This is a genomic window from Nonomuraea sp. NPDC052265 (assembly GCF_044547985.1).
In the GTDB taxonomy this organism is placed as follows: Bacteria; Actinomycetota; Actinomycetes; order Streptosporangiales; family Streptosporangiaceae; genus Nonomuraea.
The window spans coordinates 561,088-581,904 of the sequence record NZ_JBIUBJ010000002.1 but is presented as its reverse complement, the minus strand read 5'-3'; the positions used below and the strand labels follow the sequence as shown (position 1 = coordinate 581,904).

21 protein-coding genes are annotated in these 20,817 nt (G+C 72.5%); 8 read left to right on the top strand and 13 right to left on the bottom strand.

Annotated elements, in window-relative coordinates:
* Nucleotide 1: 1 nt before the first annotated feature.
* Nucleotides 2-448: a hypothetical protein gene (locus ACIHAD_RS07880; protein WP_357698257.1), complete on the top strand. Its 447-nt coding sequence runs from the start codon at nucleotides 2-4 to the stop codon at nucleotides 446-448.
* A complete protein-coding gene (locus ACIHAD_RS07875; protein WP_397353570.1) occupies nucleotides 445-840 on the top strand; it encodes a hypothetical protein in 396 nt (131 codons plus the stop codon). The genes ACIHAD_RS07880 and ACIHAD_RS07875 overlap by 4 nt, the downstream gene beginning before the upstream one ends.
* 3 nt (nucleotides 841-843) lie before the next feature.
* Here ACIHAD_RS07875 and ACIHAD_RS07870 read toward each other — a convergent pair whose 3' ends face one another.
* The gene (locus ACIHAD_RS07870) at nucleotides 844-2,328 is read right to left on the bottom strand and encodes a carboxyl transferase domain-containing protein (RefSeq protein WP_397353569.1); all 1,485 of its coding nucleotides are present in this window, start codon (nucleotides 2,326-2,328) and stop codon (nucleotides 844-846) included.
* Nucleotides 2,329-2,401: 73 nt separating this feature from the next.
* Entirely contained in the window at nucleotides 2,402-3,559 is a 1,158-nt protein-coding gene (locus ACIHAD_RS07865) for a CaiB/BaiF CoA transferase family protein (protein ID WP_397353568.1), read from the bottom strand.
* A 75-nt stretch (nucleotides 3,560-3,634) separates the two neighbouring features.
* On the opposite strand from ACIHAD_RS07865, the gene ACIHAD_RS07860 reads away from it, so the two are divergent.
* Nucleotides 3,635-4,165 carry an AAA family ATPase gene (locus ACIHAD_RS07860; protein ID WP_352322413.1) on the top strand — a complete coding sequence of 177 codons (531 nt, stop codon included), beginning with the start codon at nucleotides 3,635-3,637 and terminating at the stop codon, nucleotides 4,163-4,165.
* A gap of 121 nt (nucleotides 4,166-4,286) precedes the next feature.
* Here the strand turns inward: ACIHAD_RS07860 and ACIHAD_RS07855 are convergent, their stop codons facing one another.
* Nucleotides 4,287-4,967, bottom strand: a complete 681-nt coding sequence (locus ACIHAD_RS07855; protein WP_397353567.1) for a histidine phosphatase family protein — start codon at nucleotides 4,965-4,967, stop codon at nucleotides 4,287-4,289.
* Between the two features lie 72 nt (nucleotides 4,968-5,039).
* Here ACIHAD_RS07855 and ACIHAD_RS07850 point away from each other — a divergent pair, with 72 nt between their 5' ends.
* Nucleotides 5,040-5,909, top strand: a complete 870-nt coding sequence (locus tag ACIHAD_RS07850) for an NAD(P)-dependent oxidoreductase (protein ID WP_397353566.1) — start codon at nucleotides 5,040-5,042, stop codon at nucleotides 5,907-5,909.
* A 14-nt stretch (nucleotides 5,910-5,923) separates the two neighbouring features.
* Here the strand turns inward: ACIHAD_RS07850 and ACIHAD_RS07845 are convergent, their stop codons facing one another.
* From ACIHAD_RS07845 to ACIHAD_RS07835, 3 genes are read right to left on the bottom strand one after another with little or no spacing between them, the layout of a single operon-like run.
* Nucleotides 5,924-7,732: a hydantoinase B/oxoprolinase family protein gene (locus tag ACIHAD_RS07845; RefSeq protein WP_397353565.1), complete on the bottom strand. Its 1,809-nt coding sequence runs from the start codon at nucleotides 7,730-7,732 to the stop codon at nucleotides 5,924-5,926.
* The gene (locus ACIHAD_RS07840) at nucleotides 7,725-9,725 is read right to left on the bottom strand and encodes a hydantoinase/oxoprolinase family protein (protein WP_397353564.1); all 2,001 of its coding nucleotides are present in this window, start codon (nucleotides 9,723-9,725) and stop codon (nucleotides 7,725-7,727) included. Before ACIHAD_RS07840 ends, ACIHAD_RS07845 begins: the two co-directional genes overlap by 8 nt.
* Nucleotides 9,726-9,731: 6 nt before the next feature.
* Entirely contained in the window at nucleotides 9,732-10,103 is a 372-nt protein-coding gene (locus ACIHAD_RS07835; RefSeq protein ID WP_357992394.1) for a hypothetical protein, read from the bottom strand.
* Nucleotides 10,104-10,205: 102 nt separating this feature from the next.
* Here ACIHAD_RS07835 and ACIHAD_RS07830 point away from each other — a divergent pair, with 102 nt between their 5' ends.
* Nucleotides 10,206-10,820, top strand: a complete 615-nt coding sequence (locus tag ACIHAD_RS07830) for a thymidine kinase (RefSeq protein ID WP_397353563.1) — start codon at nucleotides 10,206-10,208, stop codon at nucleotides 10,818-10,820.
* 10 nt (nucleotides 10,821-10,830) lie between these two features.
* On the opposite strand, the gene ACIHAD_RS07825 is transcribed toward ACIHAD_RS07830, so the two are convergent.
* Genes ACIHAD_RS07825 through ACIHAD_RS07810 form a run of 4 tightly spaced genes read right to left on the bottom strand, consistent with a single transcriptional unit; the run spans nucleotide 10,831 to nucleotide 13,572 of the window.
* A complete protein-coding gene (locus ACIHAD_RS07825; RefSeq protein WP_397353561.1) occupies nucleotides 10,831-11,235 on the bottom strand; it encodes a MarR family winged helix-turn-helix transcriptional regulator in 405 nt (134 codons plus the stop codon).
* A gap of 34 nt (nucleotides 11,236-11,269) precedes the next feature.
* Nucleotides 11,270-11,941: a DsbA family protein gene (locus ACIHAD_RS07820; protein ID WP_397353560.1), complete on the bottom strand. Its 672-nt coding sequence runs from the start codon at nucleotides 11,939-11,941 to the stop codon at nucleotides 11,270-11,272.
* 43 nt (nucleotides 11,942-11,984) lie between these two features.
* Nucleotides 11,985-12,881, bottom strand: a complete 897-nt coding sequence (locus ACIHAD_RS07815; RefSeq protein WP_397353559.1) for a hypothetical protein — start codon at nucleotides 12,879-12,881, stop codon at nucleotides 11,985-11,987.
* 55 nt (nucleotides 12,882-12,936) lie between these two features.
* On the bottom strand, nucleotides 12,937-13,572 hold the full coding sequence (locus ACIHAD_RS07810) for a carbon monoxide dehydrogenase subunit G (RefSeq protein ID WP_397353558.1): 636 nt from the start codon (nucleotides 13,570-13,572) through the stop codon (nucleotides 12,937-12,939).
* Between the two features lie 96 nt (nucleotides 13,573-13,668).
* Here ACIHAD_RS07810 and ACIHAD_RS07805 point away from each other — a divergent pair, with 96 nt between their 5' ends.
* The 3 genes from ACIHAD_RS07805 to cydB all read left to right on the top strand — a co-directional run bounded on the left by ACIHAD_RS07805 (nucleotide 13,669) and on the right by cydB (nucleotide 16,979).
* Nucleotides 13,669-14,571: a polysaccharide deacetylase family protein gene (locus tag ACIHAD_RS07805; protein ID WP_397353557.1), complete on the top strand. Its 903-nt coding sequence runs from the start codon at nucleotides 13,669-13,671 to the stop codon at nucleotides 14,569-14,571.
* A gap of 170 nt (nucleotides 14,572-14,741) precedes the next feature.
* On the top strand, nucleotides 14,742-16,085 hold the full coding sequence (locus ACIHAD_RS07800; RefSeq protein WP_397353556.1) for a cytochrome ubiquinol oxidase subunit I: 1,344 nt from the start codon (nucleotides 14,742-14,744) through the stop codon (nucleotides 16,083-16,085).
* A gap of 12 nt (nucleotides 16,086-16,097) precedes the next feature.
* Nucleotides 16,098-16,979 carry a cytochrome d ubiquinol oxidase subunit II gene (gene cydB, locus ACIHAD_RS07795; protein WP_397353555.1) on the top strand — a complete coding sequence of 294 codons (882 nt, stop codon included), beginning with the start codon at nucleotides 16,098-16,100 and terminating at the stop codon, nucleotides 16,977-16,979.
* A gap of 7 nt (nucleotides 16,980-16,986) precedes the next feature.
* Here the strand turns inward: cydB and ACIHAD_RS07790 are convergent, their stop codons facing one another.
* From ACIHAD_RS07790 to cutA, 3 genes are read right to left on the bottom strand one after another with little or no spacing between them, the layout of a single operon-like run.
* On the bottom strand, nucleotides 16,987-17,403 hold the full coding sequence (locus ACIHAD_RS07790) for a hypothetical protein (protein ID WP_397353554.1): 417 nt from the start codon (nucleotides 17,401-17,403) through the stop codon (nucleotides 16,987-16,989).
* A 32-nt stretch (nucleotides 17,404-17,435) separates the two neighbouring features.
* Nucleotides 17,436-18,449 carry a leucine-rich repeat domain-containing protein gene (locus ACIHAD_RS07785; RefSeq protein WP_397353553.1) on the bottom strand — a complete coding sequence of 338 codons (1,014 nt, stop codon included), beginning with the start codon at nucleotides 18,447-18,449 and terminating at the stop codon, nucleotides 17,436-17,438.
* A gap of 8 nt (nucleotides 18,450-18,457) precedes the next feature.
* The gene (gene cutA / locus ACIHAD_RS07780; protein WP_397353552.1) at nucleotides 18,458-20,809 is read right to left on the bottom strand and encodes an aerobic carbon-monoxide dehydrogenase large subunit; all 2,352 of its coding nucleotides are present in this window, start codon (nucleotides 20,807-20,809) and stop codon (nucleotides 18,458-18,460) included.
* Nucleotides 20,810-20,817: the final 8 nt, after the last annotated feature.

Genomic DNA, 20,817 nt, shown 5'->3' with positions numbered 1-20,817 from the left:
CATGAGCGGAACGCAGATGCAGAAGGTCGTGCCGCCGCGTCTGCTCGTGCCTTACCTGTCGGGCAAACGCACCGTGATCTCCGGCTACGTCTACCGCGTCCAGGACTGCGTCAGGCTGACCACGCCGGCGGCCCTCTACTACGGCCTCGACCTGTCCTTCGACGGCTCGGAGCTGTTCCCCGAGGTCCCCGAGCTCTACGTCATGCGCTGGCACGCCCGCGACGTCGACACCTACGCGGTGCCCTACGGCCCGCACATGGGAGGTGACTGGAGCGACGTGCCGCCGTTCGCCGGCAACGGGTTCACCACCTCGCCCGACCACGTGGTGCCGCAGTTCCACACCGTCCCGATGCCGATCCCGGCGGGCGCGGAGATCGTCCACGTCACCGGCGAGGGCGAGCGGCCCTTCGCCGGTTACGACGGGCTGACCTGGCGGCCCGCCGCATGAGCGAGGAGATCACGCCGGTCGCCTCCGGCTTCGTGGCCCGCTTCGGCGAGCGTACGCTGCCGGCCGCGCTCGGCCCCGACAACGGCCAGGTCGTGCTGTTCAGCGAGGTGGACCTCGACGGCTTCGAGCCCTCCTCGGGCTACTGGCGGCGGGTGGTGGCCAGGTCGCAGCTGGAGTGGCTGGTGCTCATCCGCACCGTCGGCGCCTTCGGCGGCGAGCCGTGCATCGTGCTCGACGAGGACGACGACGGCCTGCACATCGCCTACACCGGCCACAGCGGCATGAAGGCCGAGGCGCTCGGCTACTGGATGGTCGACCACGGCGCGTACGAGGTCGTCGTGCCGCGCGAGGAGGTCTTCTCCATCCGCGTCGAGCGCATCCCCGTGCCGTAGCGGTTATCCCAGGTTCCGGTAGCGGGCCAGGCGGGCCGCCAGGCGGTCGGCCGGGCTCACCTCCAGCAGCTTGGCGATCTCGTGCTCCAGCGCCCGCCCCACGCGCTCGCAGAACCGCCTGGGCTCGTAGGCGGCGTCGGGCAGCTCGGGGATCACCCGGTCGACGATGCCGTCACTCCGCAGGTCGGTGGCCCGGATGCGCTGGGCCTGGGCGATCTCGGGGGCGAAGTCGACCGACCGGTAGAGGATGGCCGAGGCGCCCTCCGGCGGCAGCGGCGACAGCCAGGCGTGTTGCGCGCACAGCACCCGGTCGGCCGGCAGCAGCGCCAGCGCCGCCCCGCCCGCGCCCTCGCCGAGCAGCAGGCAGACGGTCGGGGCGTCGAGCGTGACCAGCTCGGCCAGGCAGCGGGCGATCTCGGCGGCCAGCCCGCCCTCCTCGGCCGACTTAGACAGGTCGGCGCCCGCGGTGTCGACCACGGTGACCAGCGGCAGCCCCAGCTCGGCCGCCAGGCGCATGCCGCGCCTGGCCACCCTGAGCCCGGCCGGGCCGAGCGGCGAGCGCTGACGCTGCCTGCGCCGGTCCTGGCCGAGCACCACGGCCGGCGCGGCGCCGAACCTGGCCAGCGCCAGCACGAGCCCCGGCTCGTTCTCGCCGGCGCCGCTGCCGCTGAGCGGCGTCACGTCGGTGGCGGCGAGCTTGAGCAGCGTGCGCACCCCCGGACGGTCGTCGCGGCGCGAGCGGGTGATCGCCTCCCACGCCTCGACGGGCCGCAGGTCCTCCTCGGGCGGCTCGCCCGCCTCGACGCCGGTACGGCCGGCGCACAACACCGAAAGGGCCCTGATCGCGACCCTGCGGGCGTCGTCGGCCGACACCACGGCGTCGACCAGGCCGTGGTCGTAGAAGTTCTCGGCCACCTGGACGCCGTCGGGAAAGGGGTAGCCGTGCAGCGCCTCGAACACCCGCGGCCCGAGGAACCCGATCAGCGCGCCCGGCTCGGCCGCCGTGACGTGCCCGAGCGACCCCCAGGAGGCCAGCACGCCGCCCGTCGTCGGGTGGCGCAGGTAGACGACGTACGGCAGCCCGGCCGCGCGGTGCTCCTGCACCGCCACGGTGATCCGGACCATCTGGACGAACGCCGACGCCCCTTCCTGCATCCGCGTGCCGCCCGAGGCCGGGGCGGCCAGCAGCGGCAGCCGCTCACGCGTGGCGCGCTCGATCGCGGCGGCGATGCGGGTGGCCGCGGCGACCCCGACCGACCCCGCCATGAAGGAGAACTCGCAGACCACGACGGCGACCCTGCGGCCGTCGAGCAGCCCCTCGCCGGTGATCACCGACTCGTCGTAGCCGGACTTCACGCGGGCCGCCGCCAGCTCCTCGGCGTAGGAGGAGCCGGGCTCCGCCGGGTCGGCGGGCGGCGCGTCCCACGACTTCCACGACCCCCTGTCGAGGACCGCTTCGATCAGTGTGCGCGCGTCCGGACGGCTCACTATCGCTCCTAACGATCAACCGATGATGCCATGGTGACGCACGAGGGTACATGCCGGAGCCGGGAATTGCCGATCATCCCTCCCGCTCTTCGAGCCAGGCGAGCACGGCCTCGCCGTCCTGGCCGAGCGCGGGGGGCGCGGTGTGCTCGGCCGTGGGCAGGCCGTCGAAGCGCAGCGGCGGCCCGGGAAGCTCGATCGGGCCGAGCACGGGGTGGTCCACCTCGATCAGCAGCCCCTGGGAGCGGGTCTGCTCCCATGCGTAGACCTCGTCGATCGACCTGATCGCGCCCGCGGGCACGCCGGCCTCGCCCAGCCTGGCCAGCCAGTGGGCGCGGTCGTGGTCGGCCAGGGCCTTCTCCATGTCGGCGATCAGCTCATCCCGGTGCGCGAATCTCTGCCTGTTGGTCGCATATTTCGCCACATCAGGGTCGATGTCGAGTAGCTTGGCGACCTTCCTCCACTGGCCGTCGTTCGCCACGGCGATCTGCAGCAGGCCGTCGGCGCAGTGGAAGGCGCCGTAGGGGGCGATGGAGGCGTGGTGGTTGCCGTTGGCGCCGGGGACCTGGCCGCCGACCGTCCAGGCCGTGCCGTGGTAGGAGTGCACGCCGGCGACCGCGGCCAGCAGGGACGTGCGCACCACCCGGCCCCGGCCGGTGTGCTCGCGCTCGTACAGGGCCGCCGCCACGCCGTACGCGCCGTGGATGCCGGCCAGCAGGTCGGCGATCGAGGCCCCCACCCGGTACGGCTCCTCGCGCGAGGGCCCGGTCAGCGACATCAGCCCCGCCTCGCCCTGGGCGATCACGTCGTAGCCCGGCCGGCCGCCCTCGGGCCCGTCGTGGCCGAACCCGGTGATCGACAGGACGACCAGCCGCGGGTTGAGCTCGTGCAGGCGCTCGACGGGGAAGCCGAGCCGGTCGAGCACCCCGGTGCGGAAGTTCTCGATCAGCACGTCGCACCGGCGGACGAGCCGCTCGATCAGCTCCTTGCCCTCGGCGGACTTGAGATCGACGGCGATGGACTGCTTGTTGCGGTTGGCCGCCAGGAAGTAGGTCGAGATGTCGTGGTCAGGCCCGACGAAGGGCGGCCCCCAGCCGCGCGACTCGTCACCTCCGTCCGGATGCTCCACCTTGATCACCCGGGCGCCCAGGTCGCCGAGCATCTGCGCGGCGTGCGGCCCGGCGAGGGCCCTGGACAGATCGAGGACGACGACGTCGCCGAGGGGTCCGAGCAAGGTCAACCTCCAGCTTGCGTTGGGCCGGAAGAATATTCTCTCAGGCGGCCGTCGCCCATCGCCTACCCTGGTCCGGTGAATTCCCTGGCCCGCCGCATCCAGGCCCTGCCGCCCTCCTGCGGGCCCGTCCGCCTGGTGGCCGTCGACGGCCCGGCGGGGTCGGGCAAGACCACGTTCGCGGGCCGGCTCGGCGCGGCGCTGGGCTGCCAGGTGATCCACAGCGACGACTTCCCCGTCCACTGGGACGACGGCCCCGGTGCCTGGTTCCGCCTGCTGGACGAGCAGGTCCTGCAACCTCTCCGGCACGGTCGCCCGGCCGGTTTCCGCAGGTACGACTGGGTGCGCGAGCGCTACGCCGACCACGTCGCCGTGCCGGCCGCGCCCGTCCTGGTCGTCGAGGGCGTCGGCACCGCCCGCCGGTCGGCCGCCCGTCTGCTGGCCTTCACCGTCTGGGTGGAGGCCCCGGAGGCGGTGCGGCTGCGGCGTGTCCTCGACCGCGACGGCCCGGAGCTCGAACCCCGGTGGCGGCAGTGGTTCGCGGCCGAACGGGCCTGGTTCGCCGCCGACCGCACCCGCGAGCGCGCCGATCTCGTCGTCGAGACGTGAACCGGGTCGCCCTCCCGCCCGACTGAGCAGGGTGCCGGAAGGACGGCATGACAGACGAGCTCACCACCGCGCTCCGCTCAAGCGGGATCCAGGTGAGATCCAGGTGGGATCTGGGTGGGATCTAGGTGGGATCCAGGTGGGTGACGTCGTTGAACGCCACCACCTCGAACCCTCCGCCCGCGGCCCGCCAGACCGACAGCGACGCGTTCAGCACCGGCGCGAACCGCAGGACGTCGGCCAGGTCGGCGTCGTCCCCTCCGGCCACGACGTGCCGCAGCCCCAGCACCACCGAGTCGTGGGCGACGATCAGCACCCGCCGCCCGTCCGCAGCCCCGCGCAGCCCGGCCAGGAAGTCCTTGAGCCGGACCACCACGTCGGCCAGCGACTCGCCGCCGGGCGGCCGGTAGGCGTAGGGGCCCTCGGCCCGCATCCGCCGTACCTCGCCGGGGAAACATTCGCCGATGGCGGCCAGGTTGAAGGGCGCGAACGCGCCCGACTCCTGGTCCCTCAGCCGCTCGTCCACGGTCACCGGCAGCGCGCCCACGCCCCAGGTCTCCCGGACGGCGTTCCAGGTGTCCAGCGCCCGCAGGTACGGCGAGCACCACACCACCTCGGGCGCCTCACCGGCGGGCAGCCCGGCCAGCCTGCGGCCGAGCGCCCGGGCCTGGAGCAGGCCGAGGTCGGTCAGCGACACCTCGTCGTCGCCCCGCTCGTAGATCAGCGGCCGGTCGCCGGCCTGCGCGTGCGCCAGGTTCGCCTGGCTCTCCCCGTGTCGTACGGCGATGATCAGCGAAGGTCCCATGCCCGCCATCCTCGCATCCGGACACGGCACCTCGCCGGGGCCGCCGGAGCGGGCCGTCGTAGGGTGATCCTCATGACTGAAGTCGCAGTACTCGGGGCCGGGCTCATGGGCGCCCCCATGGCCCGCAACCTGCTCAGGGCCGGCCTGGCGGTCAGGGTGTGGAACCGTACGCGGGACAAGGCCGAGCCGCTGGCGGCCGACGGCGCGGTCGTCGCCGGCTCCCCCGCCGAGGCGGTCGAGGGCGCCGACGTGATCGTCACCATGCTCAGCGACGGCGACGCCGTGCACGACGCGATGACCGCCGCCGCGCCCGCGCTCCGCCCCGGCCAGGTGTGGGCGCAGATGAGCACGGTCGGCGTGGCCGCGGTGGACCGTCTGGCCGCCCTGGCCGCGGAGCACGGGCTGACCTTCGCCGACGCGCCCGTCCAGGGCACCAGGCAGCCGGCCGAACAGGGCAAGCTGCTCATCCTGGCGGCCGCCCCCGAGTCCGCCAGGCAGGCGCTCGTCCCGGTCTTCGACGCCGTCGGCGCGCGCACCCTGTGGCTCGGCGAGGACGGCGCCCAGGGCACCGGCACCAAGCTCAAGATGGCCGCCGTCAGCTACGCCATCTCGATGACCGGCATCGTGGCCGAGGCCCTGGCCCTGGCCAAGGGGCTCGGCCTCGACCCCGGCCTGGTCCGCGAGGTGATGACCGGCGGCCCGCTGGACAACGTCTACTTCCAGGCCAAGTCGAAGGCCATCCTGGAGGGCGACTTCGAGCCGTCCTTCACCGTGCACAACGCCGAGAAGGACACCCGGCTGATCACCGAGGCGGGCCAGGCGGCCGGGGTGCGGCTGGACATGGTGGCGGCGGCCGGCGAACGCCTGCGCCGCGCCGAGGCGCAGGGGCACGGCGACCAGGACATGGTGGCCACGTACTTCGCCAGCTTCGACAAGGAGTAGCCCTCGCCGTTTCCCTACAGCTCGTCCACCTCCGCGAACGTCCTTCCGCCGGACAGCCTCGGGTAGCCGGGGCCGCGGTCGAAGAAGCGGTCCGTGGGCGGGCGGAGGCGGGCGCGCAGTTCGGCGGTGCCGCGTTCGTCGATGCGGTCGCCGTCCAGGACCACGCCGTAGTCGCCCAGGGCACCGGCGATCGAGACCTTGCCGTCGCGGACGTCGGCCGCCACCGCCCTCGGGTCGCGGTCGTAGGGGGAGCCCCAGCCGCCGCCGCCCGTCGTGCGGATGCGGATCAGGTCGCCGGCCTGGACGAGGTGGTCGTCCACCAGGCCGTCCATCTCCTTGCCCGCGATCTCCACCCGGAACGGGCGCCCGGCCAGGCCGCCGTTGACGCCCCAGCACGACAGGATCGACCGGTCGGCGATCGACATGTACGACGCGTCCCGGAGCATCCTGATGTGCTTGTCGTAGCCCAGCCCGCCGCGGAACATGCCCGGGCCGCCCGAGTCGCAGGCCAGCCCCAGCCGCTCCACCCGGAACGGCCAGCGCGCCTCGGCGAACTCGACCGGGATGTTGCGCGAGTCGGGGACGATGTGGATGGTGTCCTCGCCGTCGGCGTACCAGCGCCCGCCCGAGCCGCCGCCCAGGACCTCGCGCATCAGGTACGGCGTCCCGTCGGCGTCCTCGCCGTGGACGCCGGTGTAGCGGATGGTCTCCTGGTCGGCGGGCATGCGTCCGCCGGTGGCCTTGGCCAGCACGCCGGCCAGCACGCCGAGCAGGCGCAGGATGACGAACGTACGGGCGTTGGTGGGGGCCGGGAAGACCGGGGTGAGCAGCGTGCCCTTCTCCGGGAAGACCATCCTGATCAGCGGCACGACGCCCTCGTTGACGTCGAGCTCGGCCATGCGCTCGGGCGTGTCGGCGAGGTTGCGCAGCACCGGCGCGAGCCACTTCTTCAGGAAGACGCCGTCGGCGTAGTCGCCCGCGTGGTTGATCGGGCCCTTGGCCTGGGGGGAGGTGCCGGTGAAGTCGATCGTGAGCGGCGCGTCGGCGGCGTGGTCGACGGTGAGCGTGATGCGCTGGGCGTGCAGGCGGGGCTCGTCGACGCCGTCGTGCTCGGCGTAGTCCTCCCAGACGTACGTGCCTTCGGGGATCTTGACGAGCAGTTCCCTGCGGAAGGTCTCGGTGGTCTTGGAGACGATCGCGTCGAAGCACTCCTCGACGGCCTGCCTGCCGTACCGGTCGAACAGCTCGCCGAGGCGGCGGGCGCCCATGAGGCAGGCCGAGCACTCGGCGTCGAGGTCGCCGGCCAGGGAGTCGGGCATGCGGGAGTTGCGGGTCATGATGCGCAGCGCGGTCTCGTTCGGGGCGCCCTGGTCCCACAGCTTGATCGGCGGGATCATCAGGCCCTCTTCGTAGACCGAGCGGGCGTGCGAGGGCATCGAGCCGGGCACCGCGCCGCCGATGTCGTCGTGGTGGCCGAACGCCTGCACGAACGCCACCACGGCCCCCTCGTGGAAGACCGGCACGGTGACGCACAGGTCGGGCAGGTGGCCGATGCCGCCCTCGGACAGGTAGACGTCGTTGTGGAAGTAGACGTCGCCGGGCTTCATCGTCTCGATCGGGAAGTCGCGCACGATCGGCTGGACGAGCGCGCTGTAGGAGCGGCCGGTGAGCTTGCGCAGCCGGACGTCGTGGATGCCGGCGCGGAAGTCGTGCGCGTCGCGGATCATCGGGGAGCGGGCCGTACGGGCGATGGCCGTCTCGACCTCCTGCTCGACGGAGGCCAGCGTGCCCTCGACGATCTCCACCAGGATCGGATCAATCACGTCGGATCTCCACATTTCCGTATTCGTCCACCTTTGCGGTGAAGCCCGGGTGCACGGGGATCGTCGATCCGTACTCCTCGATGACCGCCGGGCCCTGGACGGTCGCGCCGGGGCCGAGGGCGGCACGCTGGTGGATCGGGGTGTCGCGGGTCTCGTCGAAATGCACGGGACGGACCGAGGTGGCCCCGCTGCCCGGCCCCTCCAGCCGCCGGACGGCCGGCCGGGTGATGGGACCGATGCCGGACACGCGCAGGTTGACCCATTCGACGCCGTGGCGGGGGTCGTCGCGGTAGGCGTACCCGTACAGCTTCTCGTGGGCGTCGTGGAAGCCGTCGATCACCGTGCGCTTCCAGTCGTCGTCGAGCGGGCCCGCCGGGGCGGCGACGCGCACCTCGAACGCCTGCCCGTAGTAGCGCAGGTCGGCGCTGCGGACGTAGACCGGGTCGTCGAAGCCCTCGCGGTCGAGCGCCTCGGCGGCCTGGCCCTCCAGCTCCTGGAAGATCTGCGCGGCGGTCTTGAGCGCGAGGTCGCGGGTGACGTACGTGCGCACGTAGTCGTTCTTGACGTCCACGGTGAGCAGGCCGAACGCCGAGACGTTGCCCGGGTCGCGCGGGACGACGACGGCCGGCAGCCCCAGGACGTCGATCAGGCGGCAGGCCAGCAGCGGCCCCGACCCGCCGAACGTCACCAGCGGGAAGTCCCGTACGTCGAGGCCGCGCTTGACGGTGAGCTGCCGGATCGCGTTGCTCTGGTTGAACGCGCTGATCTCCAGGATGCCGGTCGCGGTGCGCTCGGGGGTGAGCGCGAGCTTGTCGGCCAGCGCCTCGACGCCCTGGCGGGCGGCGTCGACGTCGAGCGGGATCTCGCCGCCGAGCAGGTGGGGCGGGATGCGGCCGAGGAAGACGTGCGCGTCGGTGACCGTGACCTCCGAGCCGCCCTTGCCGTAGCACAGCGGCCCCGGATCGGCGCCGGCGGAGCGGGGGCCGACCTTCAGCGTGCCCTCGGGCGAGATCCAGGCCACCGAGCCGCCGCCCGCGCCGACCGTGACGATGTCGATCATCGGGATCTTGCACGGGTAGTGGCCGACCGTGCCCTCGGTGGTCAGCGACGGCTCGCCGTCGATCACCACGGCCACGTCGGTCGAGGTGCCGCCGCCGTCGAGGGTGATCACCGAGGGGTGCCCGGCGGTGGAGGCGAGGAGCGCCGCGCCGAGCGCGCCCGCCGCCGGGCCCGACAGCACGGTGGTGATCGGCTGGTTGACGACCTCGCGGGCCGACAACACGCCGCCGTTGGACTTCATGACCGAGAACGGCATGCCCAGCCGGTTGGACAGGTTGGCGATGTAGCCGCGCATCGCGGGCTTGACCGCGGCGTCCACCAGGGTCGTGATCGAGCGCTCGTACTCGCGGTACTCGCGCAGCACGTCGCTGGAGAGCGAGATCACCGCCTCCGGGTGCTCGCGCCAGAGCACCTCACGCATGCGGCGCTCGTGCTCGGGGTTGGCGTAGGAGTGCAGGAAGCACACGCCGACCGCGTTGATCCCCTTCGACCTCAGCCAGCGCGCCGCCTCGACGGCCTGCTCCTCGGAGAACGGCCGCACCTCGTTGCCGAGGTGGTCGAGCCGCCCGCCGACCGTCCTGACGAGGTGCACGGGGACGATCCGCGGCGGTTTGACCCAGAAGTAGGAGTTGCCGTAGCCGTCCGGCACGCTCTGCCTGGCGATCTCCAGGATGAACTCGAAGCCCTCGGTGGTGATGAACCCGAGGTTCGCGATGCGGTCTTCGAGCAACTGGTTCGTCGCGACGGTGGTGCCGTGGACGATGGAGGCGACGTCGAGCTCGCCCAGCTTCCCGATGCCCGCGACGAACCCGTCGGCCGGGTTCGCGGGCGTCGAGGGGGTCTTGGTGGTGACGATCTCACCGGTCTGCTCGTCCACCGCCACGACGTCGGTGAACGTGCCCCCGGTGTCCACTCCGATACGGACGCTTCGCATGGCTCCTCAGCTTCGGCGACGGCCGAGAACTTCGTCGATGACCCGGGGCGCGTTCTGGGTGCCGACGTAGGCCGCCAGACGCACCACCAGCTCCTGGGACTTCGCCAGTTCGGCCTCGACTCTGGCCTTCCCCGACTGTCCCGCCTGCACGCCGAAATAGGCACCCATGATCGTGCCCACCACCCCGGCCACACCGGCGAACAGCGCGGCGAACTCCTTGGTGGCGAACACCGCGGCGCCGAAGGCGATCAGGATCGCGACGATGCCCGCCACGACGACCAGGAAACCGTACCGCCATCGGGTGGCGTCGGCCTGGGCGGCCGTCACGTCGTCCTGTGTCAGCATCGCGTCGAGCGTCGGTGGATTGTCGGTGACCACAGTTCCTCCTGAGAGTCCAGGGGAGAAATGTCCCACGAGGTCATGGGACAAGCCAAGCCGCTAAGCTGGCCCCCTGTGACCGAACTGTCTGCCTTGTCTGCCGTGCCATCTGGAGCCCGGGACGCCGTACTGAAGTTCTACTTCGGCCCCATGGACTGCGGGAAGTCCACTCTGGCGCTCCAGATGAACTACAACCACGGCCGCCAGGGGCGGCGGGGGCTGGTCCTGACCAAGCACGACCGCTCCGGCGGCCCGAAGGTCACCAGCCGGATCGGGCTGGGCCTGGAGGCGATCGAGGTGGAGGACTCCCTCGATCTCGTCGGCCTGGTCACCTCGCACGAGCGGATCGACTACCTGATCTGCGACGAGGCCTGCTTCTACTCGGTCGAGCAGATCGAGCAGCTCGCCGACCTGGTGGACGAGCACGGCATCGACGTCTACGCCTTCGGGCTGGCCTCCGACTTCCGGTCGGTCATGTTCCCGGGCGCGCAGCGGCTGTTCGAGCTGGCCGACGAGGTGTGCCGGCTCCAGGTCGAGGTGCTGTGCTGGTGCGGCCGCCCCGGGCAGCTCAACGCGCGCGTGGTGGGCGGGGTGCTGGCGCGGACGGGCGAGCAGGTCGTGATCGGCGACACCGACGCCTCGCCGGTGCGCTACCAGGTGCTCTGCCGCCGCCACCACCGCTCCGGCCAGCTCGGCGAGGGCGGCGCCCCGGCCTGACCCCCGCGCCTCACACCAGGCGGTGCAGGGCGTCCCGGAACAGGCGCTGCTCGTCCTCCGGCAGGGAGGACAGGAAGGCGCGCTCGGCGGCCTCCACGGCCGGCACCGCCAGGCGCATGGTCTCGCGGCCGCGCTCGGTCAGCTCCACCGCGTTCTTGCGGCGGTCGCCCGGATGCGGCCGCCGCGCCACCAGTTGCTTGGCCTCCAGCGCGTCGACCATGGCGACCATCGTCGTGCGGTCGATGCCGAGCCGCTGGGCCGCCTCCTGCTGCGACAGCGGCTCGGGGGCGTCGATCACCGACAGCACCCCGAGCTCCCGCCCGTCGAGGCCGTACGGCTCCAGCGCCGGGCCGGTGAACTCGGCCAGGCGCAGCGCGGCATGCTTGAGCAGGTAACCAAGGCGACGGCTCGACACCCCACGATTGTCGCACCGCCGCGGGCGGGGCCGTTCAGAGCGCGCAGTAGCCGTCGTCGTCGCACCCGTCGGCCGGCGGCGCGAGCTGGGTGATCGGCGTCTGCCCGGTGCGCTCGGCGACCTCGTCGATGGCCGCGGCGAAGGCGTCCTCGGGCTGCGCGCCCGACACCGCGAACTTGCCCTCGAACAGGAACAACGGCACCCCGCTGACGCCCAGCGCGCCGGCCCTGGCGAGCTGCTCGCGTACCTGCTCGCCGCCCTCGCCGGAGTCCTCGACGCCGACCTCCGCGGCCAGGCGGCCCAGCACGCCGGGGTCGCCCACGTTCGCGCCCTCGCCGAAGTACGCGCGGAACAGCCGGTCGGCCATCTCCTTGCCGAGCCCCTGGCCGGTGGCGACCTCGATGAGCCGGTGGGCCTCGAAGGTGTTGGAGCTGACGGCCCGCTCGTAGTCCATCTCCAGGCCCTCTTCGACGGCGACGGCCCGGACGCGCTCGGTCATCTGCCGCGCGCCGGACCCGAACTTGCGCTCAAGGGCCGGGATCAGCGGCTCGCCGTCCGTGGGGGCGTCCGGGTTGAGCTGGAACGGGCGCATGGTCACCTCGATCGTGCCGCCCTTGGCCCTGAAGCGCTCGGCGGCGCGGGCGAACCTGACATGCCCGATGTAACACCAGGGGCACACGACATCGGAGAAAATCTCGACTTTCACGCCAGCCACAACCACGCGGCCCGCACGGCGATTCCTGCCCGGGTCAGCCGGCGGCCAGCTCCTCCAGGCGGTAGGGCAGGTAGGCCGAGTCGTCCACCAGCGCGGACGCGCCGCGCCACCATCCGAACCACTCGCCGCTGCGCCACATCCAGTCGACCCGCTCGATGGCGGCCACCACGTCGCCGACGGTCGACCAGCGTTCGCCCAGGTCCTCCCGGGTGACGCCGTGGCGTACGGCCCAGGCCCGCAGGACGCCCGCGGCGGCGGCCGGGATCTCGCGGGCGTACGGGTCGGGCTTCTCACCGGGCAGCCGGTGGGGTCCGAGCCCGGCGGCCACCCCCCAGCTCCACTGGGCCTCGGCGGGCCTGGAGTAGCGCAGCGACTGGAAGTCGAGGTTGGACCCGAGCGCGTCGTCCAGGCGGCGGGCGACGACCGCGTCGAGCCGGCCGCCCGCGTCGAAGTGCACCACGAGCCGCTGTCCCGGCCTGACCCCGGGCGGCAGCTCGAAGCGGTCCTCGGCCTGCCAGGAGTTGAGGTCGACCTCGGCGGTGGGCCGGCCCCAGAGCTGGTCGGCGGCGTCGTCGGCGCACCAGGCGGCCAGCATCTCCAGCGCGGTCAGGTCGGTCCACGGCTCGATCGCGACGGCCGTGCGCAGCACCTCGTCGGGCGGCGGCAGCTTGCCGCCCCTTGGCCGCGTCCACCAGCCGGCGCCCAGTTCGCGGGTGCCGACGAGGAGCGCGGCGATGGCGGCCAGCTCGGCGGATCTGCGGGTGAGGGAGGCGCCGAGCGCGAGCCCGAGCGCGCGGTCGGTCCGTTCGTCGCCGAGCACCGGCCGCACGTCGGCGACCAGGGTCTCGGCGGTCGGGCGCTCGTCGCCCAGCAGGTTGCGTACGATGCGCCTGGCTTCGGTCCGTGCGTCTTCAGCGTGTGCCTGCCGCATACCGCCACGCTACGCCCGGAGATCCTTTTCCGCGAGAGTCGTCGTGGCGCGTCCCTCAGCCGCGCCGGCCGCGTCCGTCGCGGCCGAGCAGCCAGCCGACGGCGACGCCGGTGAGCGCGACGCCCGCGCCCAGGCCGAAGGAGGCCAGCAGCGCCCACGGGCGGCTCTCGGCATGTTGCCCCGGGGGCCGTTCGAAGACCGTGGGAGCGGCCTGGGCGGGTGCGGCGGCGGGCGGCTCCGGAGCGGCGGGCGGCGGGGCGCAGAGGTGGTCCTCGACGGCGGAGAAGAACTCCCCCGCCGTGCGTCTGGCCACCGAGCCGAGCATGCGCTGACCGACGCCGCCGATCATCCCGCCGATCACCGCGTCGGCGTCGTAGTCCACCCGGGTGCCGCCGTCGATCTCGCTCAGGCGCACCAGGACGGTGGCCTCGACCGTGCCGGGCGCGCCCTGCCCGCGCGCCCGCAGGGTGAAGCTCTCGGGCGCGTGCGGCTCGGCCAGCGCCACCTCCCCCTGGTAGACGCCCTTGACGGACGCCACGCCCGCGTTGACCGTCATCCTGTAGGTGTCCGGCCCGGTCTCCTCCAGGCGCTCGCAGCCCGGGATGGTGCGTACGAGCACCGCCGGGTCCTGGAGCGCGGCCCACACTCGATCACGTTGTACGCCGATCACGGCGCTGCCCGCCACCTTCATGCGGCCACTCTAGGCATCGGTGAGCGGCTGGTTAAGGGCAAGACCTGCCAGTCGGGCGACGCGTCGTGCGGATCAGGGCTGGCAAGATGGTGCTCCATGTGCTGGGGGCGTGGAGCGGTCGGGGACGGGGCCGGGCGTGGCGGGCTGGGGCCGGCCGTGCTCGCCGGGGTGCTGGTGGCGCTGGCCGCCGGGTGCGCGCCGGGCGGGACGACGGGCGGCGTCGGGCCGGGGCCTTCGGCGAAGCCGTCCGCGACCGGCGTCCGCACTCCCCGGCCCACCCCGCAGGGCCCGCCGGGTGCGCTGCCGCGCGCGGGCGAGGTGGGCCCGATCAGGGGCGAGAACGGCCTGCCCCCGGTGATCAGCTCGATCCCCACCAGGCGCAAGGTCGTCTTCCTGACCATCGACGACGGCTGGGAGCAGGACCCCGGCTTCGTCAAGCTGGTACGCGACCGGCGCGTCCCCATCACCGCCTTCGCCATGCGCGACGCGGTCGAGGCCATGGGCAGCCCCGACCCGGCGGGCGGCCCCGGCCGCTACGTGGGCGCCGGCAAGTGGGACTACTTCCGGCGGCTCCGCGACCTCCACGTGCCCGTCGAGAACCACACCCTGACCCACCCCGACCTCCGCCGCCTGCCCTTCGACGGCCAGCGCCGCGAGATCTGCGGCTCGGCGCAGGTGGTCAGGAAGGAGATCGGGACCCGGCCGGCGCTGTTCCGGCCGCCGTTCGGCAGCTACAACACCGACACGCTGCGGGCCGCCCGGCGGTGCGGGGTGAAGGCCGTGCTGTTGTGGACGGCCACCGTCCAGCCGGGCGGCAAGATCGCCTACCAGGTTCCCGACAAGCGCCTGCGTCCCGGCGACATCCTGCTCCTGCACTTCCGCCCCAACCTGGCGGCCGACTTCCGGGTGCTGATCGACAAGATCCGGCGGCGCGGCTTCGAGCTGGGCAATCTCCAGGCCTATCTGGACGCCGCCGGCGGGGTCCGCCGGGCGGGGTAGGCAGCGATCCGCCCGGCGGGTGACGCGCCGGGACGTACTCGTACGGGATCCTCGAAAAGTAGGCAGAACCGGGGGATGTGACCAACGTCGCATCGCGATGCTCTACGGCCTGTAGTACTACTACAGGTAGAAGTACTACAGCTTGTAGAGCAATGAGCGGGTGGGGATCGATGGACGCGCTTGACCTGGCACGGTGGCAGTTCGGGGTCACCACCGTGTACCACTTCTTGTTCGTGCCCCTGACCATCGGTCTGGGCATCTTCGTGGCGGGCCTGCAGACGGCCTGGCACCGTACGGGCAAGGAGCACTACCTCAGGCTCACGAAGTTCTTCGGGAAGCTGTTCCTGATCAACTTCGCCATGGGCGTGGTGACCGGCATCGTGCAGGAGTTCCAGTTCGGCATGAACTGGAGTGAGTACTCCACGTTCGTCGGTGACGTGTTCGGCGCCCCGCTGGCCATGGAGGCGCTGCTGGCCTTCTTCATGGAGTCCACGTTCCTCGGCCTGTGGATCTTCGGCTGGGACCGGCTGCCGAAGAAGGCGCACCTGGCCAGCATCTGGGCCGCCGCCATCGGGTCCAACCTGTCGGCCTACTTCATCCTCGCGGCGAACGCCTGGATGAAGCACCCGGTCGGCTACGAGGTCGTGGACGGCAAGGCCAGGATGACCGACCTGTGGGCGGTGCTGACCAACTCCACGGCGGTCACGCAGGTGCCCCACGTCATCGGGGCGGCGTTCATCGTGGCGGGCGGGTTCGTGCTGGCGGTGAGCGGCTACTGGCTGCTGCGGACGCGCGCGCCGATGTGGCGCAGCGCCGCCCGGGGCGCGCTGGTCATGACGGCGATCGCGGGGGCGGTCGTCGCGGGCACCGGCGACATGTCGGCCAAGCTGATGTACGAGCAGCAGCCCATGAAGCTGGCCTCGGCCGAGGGCCTGGAGCACGACACCGCCGGGGCGGCCTTCTCCCTCGCGCCCGGCATCGAGATCCCGAAGGTGCTCAGCTTCCTGGCCACCAACGACCTCAACGCCACCGTCCAGGGCACCGAGGACCTGCAGAAGCGCTTCGAGCAGCAGTTCGGCCCCGGCGACTACCGGCCCGACCAGACGATCGTGTTCTGGTCGTTCCGCGTGATGATCGTGTTCGGCATGGCCACGGCGGGGCTCGCGCTGCTCGGCCTCTGGCTGACCCGGCGCAGGCGCGAGGTGCCGTCCTGGCTGGCGCGGGCGCTGCTGATGGCGCTGCCGCTGCCGTTCGCCGCGGTGATCGCGGGCTGGCTGCTGAGCGAGATCGGCCGCCAGCCGTGGACGGTAGCCGGCGAGCTGCTGACCGCCTCCAGCGTCTCGCCCGGCGTGACCCTGGCCGAGGTCGCCATCTCGCTGACCGTCTTCACGCTCCTGTACGGCGGCCTGGCCGTGGCCGAGGTCGTCCTGCTGGCCAAGCACGTACGCAAGGGCGTCGAGGAGCGGCAGCCCGCTCCCGAGGCGCAGCCGCTCGAACCGTCGCTGATGTACTAGAGGGACCAGACCATGATCAACCTGTGGTTCGTCATCATCGCCTTCCTCTGGACCGGGTACTTCGTCCTCGAAGGCTTCGACTTCGGCGTCGGCCTGCTGGCGCCGCTGCTGAGCAGGAACGCCGCCGAGCAGCGCCAGAGCCTGCAGACCATCGGCCCGGTCTGGGACGGCAACGAGGTGTGGCTGATCACGGCGGTCGGCGCCATGTTCGCCGCGTTCCCCGCCTGGTACTCCGGCCTGTTCAGCGCGTTCTACCTGCCCGTCACGCTCATCCTGGTCGGCCTGATCGTGCGCGGCGTCGGGCTGGAATGGCGCGGCAAGGTCGCCAACCCGATCTGGTGCGACGTCGGCATCCTGGTCGGCAGCGGCCTCCCGGCGTTCCTGTGGGGCGCGATCTTCGCCGACGTGCTGTTCGACAGCGGCCCGGCGGCCCTGCTCGGCGGGGCGTTCACGCTGACGCTCTGCGTGCTGCACGGCGCGGTCTTCCTCGCGCTGCGGACCACCGGCCCGGTGCGCCGCCGGGCCAGGACCGCCGCCATGGCCGCGGCGGCGGTGGCCATCCCGGTCGCCGTGCTGGCCCTGTCGAACCTGGGCTCGCTGCCCGCCCTGGCCGCCATGGCCGCGCTGGCCGCCGCGGCGGCGCTGATCTGGCGGCGCAGGGAGGGCTGGGCGTTCGGCGCGACGGCCGCGGGCATCGTGCTGGCCACGCTGGCGGTCTTCATCGAGCTGCGCGTCTCGCCGCTGCCGGGGCTGACGCTGGCGCGGGCGGCCTCGGGGCCGTACACGCTGACGATGCTGAGCTGGATCGGGCTGATCACGCTGCCGTTCGTGCTGGTCTACCAGGGCTGGACGTACTGGGTGTTCCGCAGGCGGGTCATCCTGACGGCGGCGTAGGGCTTCGCTAACCGACCTTGCGCATCTGGTTCGTGCGATGGTCCTTCAGGTGGAGGTCGCCGCCGAGCCGTTCCTTCAGCAGCTCCAGCACCTTGCGGCTGGACAGCACGGTCCACAGGTTGCCCACCAGGTGGGGGTTGTACTCGGGTGCGGCGTCCATCCAGGCGTCCTTGCCGGACTGGCTGGCGAACGTCGTGACGAAGAACTGGCCGTCGGCGGTCCGGCAGTAGCCCGTACGGATCTCGGCGGCGTCGACCTGCATGCGCGGCTTGCAGCCGACCTTGGCGGCGAGCTGCTCGACGGTCTGGGGCGCCGCCGCCCGCGGGGCGCTCGGGCCGGCCGCCGCCGAGCCGCCCCCGGAGGAGCAGGCGGCGACCAGGCCGGCCAGCAGCGCGAGCACGGCCAGACGTGGAAATGTCGTCATGTGCGGAGGTACGCACGGCCGCCCGCGCCGGTTCAGCGCAGGACGACGCAGCCCCGGGCGCGCAGCAGGTCGAGCACCGGCGGATCGTCGTAGAGCTTGTTCCAGCGCAGGTCGAGCTTGCGCAGGCCGGTCAGCGCCGCGACCGAGGCGGGCAGCTCGCGCAGCCGGTTGTTGCGCAGGTCGAGATGGGTGAGGCCGGACGGCAGCGCGGGCAGCTCGCTCAGGTGGTTGTCGCGCAGGTCGAGCACGCGCAAGGCGGTCAGCGCCGCGAGGGAGGCGGGCAGCCGGGTCAGCCGGTTGCCCTGCGCGTGCAGCTCGCGCAGGCTGCCGAGCCCGCCGACGGTCTCCGGCAGCGTCTCCAGCCGGTTGTTGTACAGGCGCAGCTCCACCAGCGACGTCATCGACCCGAGCGCGTCCGGGAGCCTGGTCAGCCGGTTGTCGGTCAGGTTGAGGTAGGCCAGCCGGTCGAGGCGGCCGAGCGCGGCCGGGACGTCGGTGAGGCCGTTGTCGCTCAGGTAGAGGTAGTCGGTGAGCGGCAGGTCGCCCACCTCGGGCGGGATCGAGGCGAGCCGGTTGTGGCCGAGGTCGAGCATGCGCAGCCGGGTCAGGCCGCCGATGTCCGGCGGGATCTCGGTGAGGGCGTTCTCGGCGAGGTTGAGGGATTCGAGCGCGGTCAGCTTCCACAGCGCGGCGGGCACGGAGGTCAGCCGGTTGCCGCCGAGCGCCAGGTGGCGCAGGCGCGGGCCGAGGTCGCCGGGAAGGCGCTCGATCCGGTTGCCGTAGAGGAACAGCACCTCCAGGCCGGGCGGGCAGGCGGGGACCTCGCTCAGCTCGTTGCCGTCGAGGTGCAGGGCGCGCAGCGCGGTCAGACCGGACAGTTCGGGCAGCTCGCGCAGCCGGTTGCCGTCGAGCCGCAGCTCCTCCAGCGAGGCGAGCCCGGCCACCCGGCCGGGCACGTGCGTGATCTCGTTCCAGGCCAGGTCGATCGTCCGCACGTCGTCGGGGACGTCGGGGAAGCCGGTCAGGCCGGTGCCGGGCGCACGCATGCCGCAGATCATCGCATACGCAGCCCGAACAGGTCCGACGGCGAGATGGGCATGCGGTCGATCTCGATGCCCTCGGCGTCCTCGATCGCCGAGGCGATGACCGCCGACACCGGGATCACGCCGGCCTCGCCCGCGCCCTTGATGCCGAGCGGGTTGAGCGGCGAGGGCGTCTCCAGGTGGGCGGTCTCGATCGGGGGGATCTCGGTGGCGTACGGCATGAGGAAGTCCATGAAGGAGGCGTTGACGAGCTGGCCGTGGACGTCGTACTCCATGCGCTCGTACAGGGCGCCGCCGATGCCCTGGGCCACTCCCCCGTGGATCTGCCCCTCCACGATCATCGGGTTGATCAGCCGGCCGCAGTCGTGCACGACGGCGTACCTGACGACCTTGATCTCGGCGGTGTCCGGGTCGGTCTCGACGACGGCCGCGTGCATGCCGGAGGCGAACGTGGACCTGATCGGCGAGTAGTAGCCGCGCCCTTCCAGGCCCGGCTCGTCGCCCTCGGCCACCGGCGGGCGGGACGGGTCGGCCACGCCGGAGAACTGGGTCGCCTTGGCCGTCTCCTCGTCGAAGGCGTACCGCAGCGGGTTGGCCAGCACCGCCACCGTCGAGAGCGGGATCGCGGCGGTCGGCGCGCCGACGACGTGCACCATGCCCTCGTCGATCTCCAGGTCGGCCGGGTCGGCCTCCAGCGCGTCGGCCGCGATGCGCAGCGCCTTCTCCTTGACCTTCCGGCAGGCCAGGGCGATGGCGTTGCCGCTGACGACGGCGGCGCGGGAGGCGAAGGTGCCCACCGCGTACCCGAACCTGCGGGTGTCGCCGGTGACCACGCTGACGCGGTCGATGGGCACGCCCAGCTCGGCGGCGGCGATCTGGGCGAAGGCGGTCTCGTGGCCCTGCCCCTGGGAGGTCAGGCCCGTCGAGACGTGCACCCGGCCGTCGGAGGTGATCTGCACGTGCCCGCCCTCGTACGGGCCGACCCCCGTGCCCTCGACGTAGCAGCCGATGCCGATCCCCCGGCCGGGACGCCGCTCGAAGGAGTCCCAGCCGATCAGCTCCTTGATCATGCGGAGCATCTCCGGGTAGTTCCCGCTGTCGTAGATGAGCGGGCGGCCGTCCTGGAACGTCATCCCCTGGTCGTACGGGAACTCCTCGGGCCGGATGAAGTTGGCCGCGCGCACCTCGGTCCGGTCCTTGCCCAGATGGCGGGCGATCTTGTCCATGGTCCGCTCCATGCAGAACACGCCCTGCGGACGGCCGGCCCCGCGATAGGGCGTGACCTGCACGGTGTTGGTGTAGACCGCGGTGAACTCGACCCGGTAGGCCCCCGGCTTGTACGGCCCCAGCAACTGCGTGGAGGTGACGATCGGGACGATGATCCCGTACGGCGTGTAGGCGCCGTGGTCGTGCAGGATCGTCACGTCCAGGCCCAGGACGCGGCCGTCGTCGTCGAAGCCCACGCGTACGTGGTGGATCTGGGCGCGTTCGTGGGCGGAGGAGATGAAGTGCTCCCTGCGGTCCTCCGTCCACTTGATCTCGCGGCCGAGCGTCATCGCGGCCCACGGCACCAGGATCTCCTCCGGCCACGGGTGCACGATCTTGACGCCGAAGCCGCCGCCGACGTCCGGCGCGATCACCTCGACCTGCGGCAGCGGCAGCCCGAGCGCGGCGGCGACGGCCATGCGCACGCTGGTGGAGGTCTGGGTGCTGGAGTGGACGCGCAGGTCGCGGCCGTCCCAGCGGGCGTGCACGCCGCGTCCCTCCAGCGGCGTGCTGGCGCTGCGCTCGATGTCGAGCCGGAAGGCCAGCGTGTGCGGCGCGTCCTCGACGGCCTCGCGCGCGCCCCTGCCGTCGGCCCCCGGCACCTCCTGGACGAGGTGCGCCCCCACGTTCCCCGGCACGTCCTCGTGCACGAGCTGGGCGCCCTGCACCGCCTCGGCCAGGCCGACGACCGGCTTGAGCGGCTCGTAGGCGACCTCGATGAGCGCGCAGGCGTCCTCGGCGGCGTACCTGTCGGCGGCCACGACCATGACCACGGGCTCGCCCACGTGCCGGACGACCTCCCTGGCAAGCGGGTACGCCGTGCGCCCGTGGGTGAGCGCCGGGTGCGGGATGAGCAGCGGCAGCGGCCGGCCGACCCGCTCGGGCAGGTCCTCCCAGGTGTAGATCGCGACCAGGCCCGGGACGTCGAGCGCGGCGGACACGTCGATGTCGCCGACGCGGGCGTGGGCGTGGGGCGACCTGACGAAGGCGGCGGCGAGCGCGTCGCGGCCGAGGTCGTCGAGGTAGCGGCCCTGGCCGGTGAGCAGCCTCGGGTCCTCCCGCCGCCGCACCGGCTCACCGAACAGTCTGGTGCTCATGACACCTC

What these genes read in the sequence shown, in the direction of transcription:
- ACIHAD_RS07840 (WP_397353564.1), bottom strand. Translation starts at nt 9,725, where the DNA reads ATGCGAAGCGTCCGTATCGGAGTGGACACCGGGGGCACGTTCACCGAC.
- ACIHAD_RS07855 (WP_397353567.1), bottom strand. Translation starts at nt 4,967, where the DNA reads ATGGGACCTTCGCTGATCATCGCCGTACGACACGGGGAGAGCCAGGCG.
- ACIHAD_RS07800 (WP_397353556.1), top strand. Translation starts at nt 14,742, where the DNA reads ATGGACGCGCTTGACCTGGCACGGTGGCAGTTCGGGGTCACCACCGTG.
- ACIHAD_RS07805 (WP_397353557.1), top strand. Translation starts at nt 13,669, where the DNA reads ATGTGCTGGGGGCGTGGAGCGGTCGGGGACGGGGCCGGGCGTGGCGGG.
- ACIHAD_RS07790 (WP_397353554.1), bottom strand. Translation starts at nt 17,403, where the DNA reads ATGACGACATTTCCACGTCTGGCCGTGCTCGCGCTGCTGGCCGGCCTG.
- ACIHAD_RS07785 (WP_397353553.1), bottom strand. Translation starts at nt 18,449, where the DNA reads ATGCGTGCGCCCGGCACCGGCCTGACCGGCTTCCCCGACGTCCCCGAC.
- ACIHAD_RS07875 (WP_397353570.1), top strand. Translation starts at nt 445, where the DNA reads ATGAGCGAGGAGATCACGCCGGTCGCCTCCGGCTTCGTGGCCCGCTTC.
- ACIHAD_RS07850 (WP_397353566.1), top strand. Translation starts at nt 5,040, where the DNA reads ATGACTGAAGTCGCAGTACTCGGGGCCGGGCTCATGGGCGCCCCCATG.
- ACIHAD_RS07815 (WP_397353559.1), bottom strand. Translation starts at nt 12,881, where the DNA reads ATGCGGCAGGCACACGCTGAAGACGCACGGACCGAAGCCAGGCGCATC.
- cydB (WP_397353555.1), top strand. Translation starts at nt 16,098, where the DNA reads ATGATCAACCTGTGGTTCGTCATCATCGCCTTCCTCTGGACCGGGTAC.
- cutA (WP_397353552.1), bottom strand. Translation starts at nt 20,809, where the DNA reads ATGAGCACCAGACTGTTCGGTGAGCCGGTGCGGCGGCGGGAGGACCCG.
- ACIHAD_RS07810 (WP_397353558.1), bottom strand. Translation starts at nt 13,572, where the DNA reads ATGAAGGTGGCGGGCAGCGCCGTGATCGGCGTACAACGTGATCGAGTG.
- ACIHAD_RS07880 (WP_357698257.1), top strand. Translation starts at nt 2, where the DNA reads ATGAGCGGAACGCAGATGCAGAAGGTCGTGCCGCCGCGTCTGCTCGTG.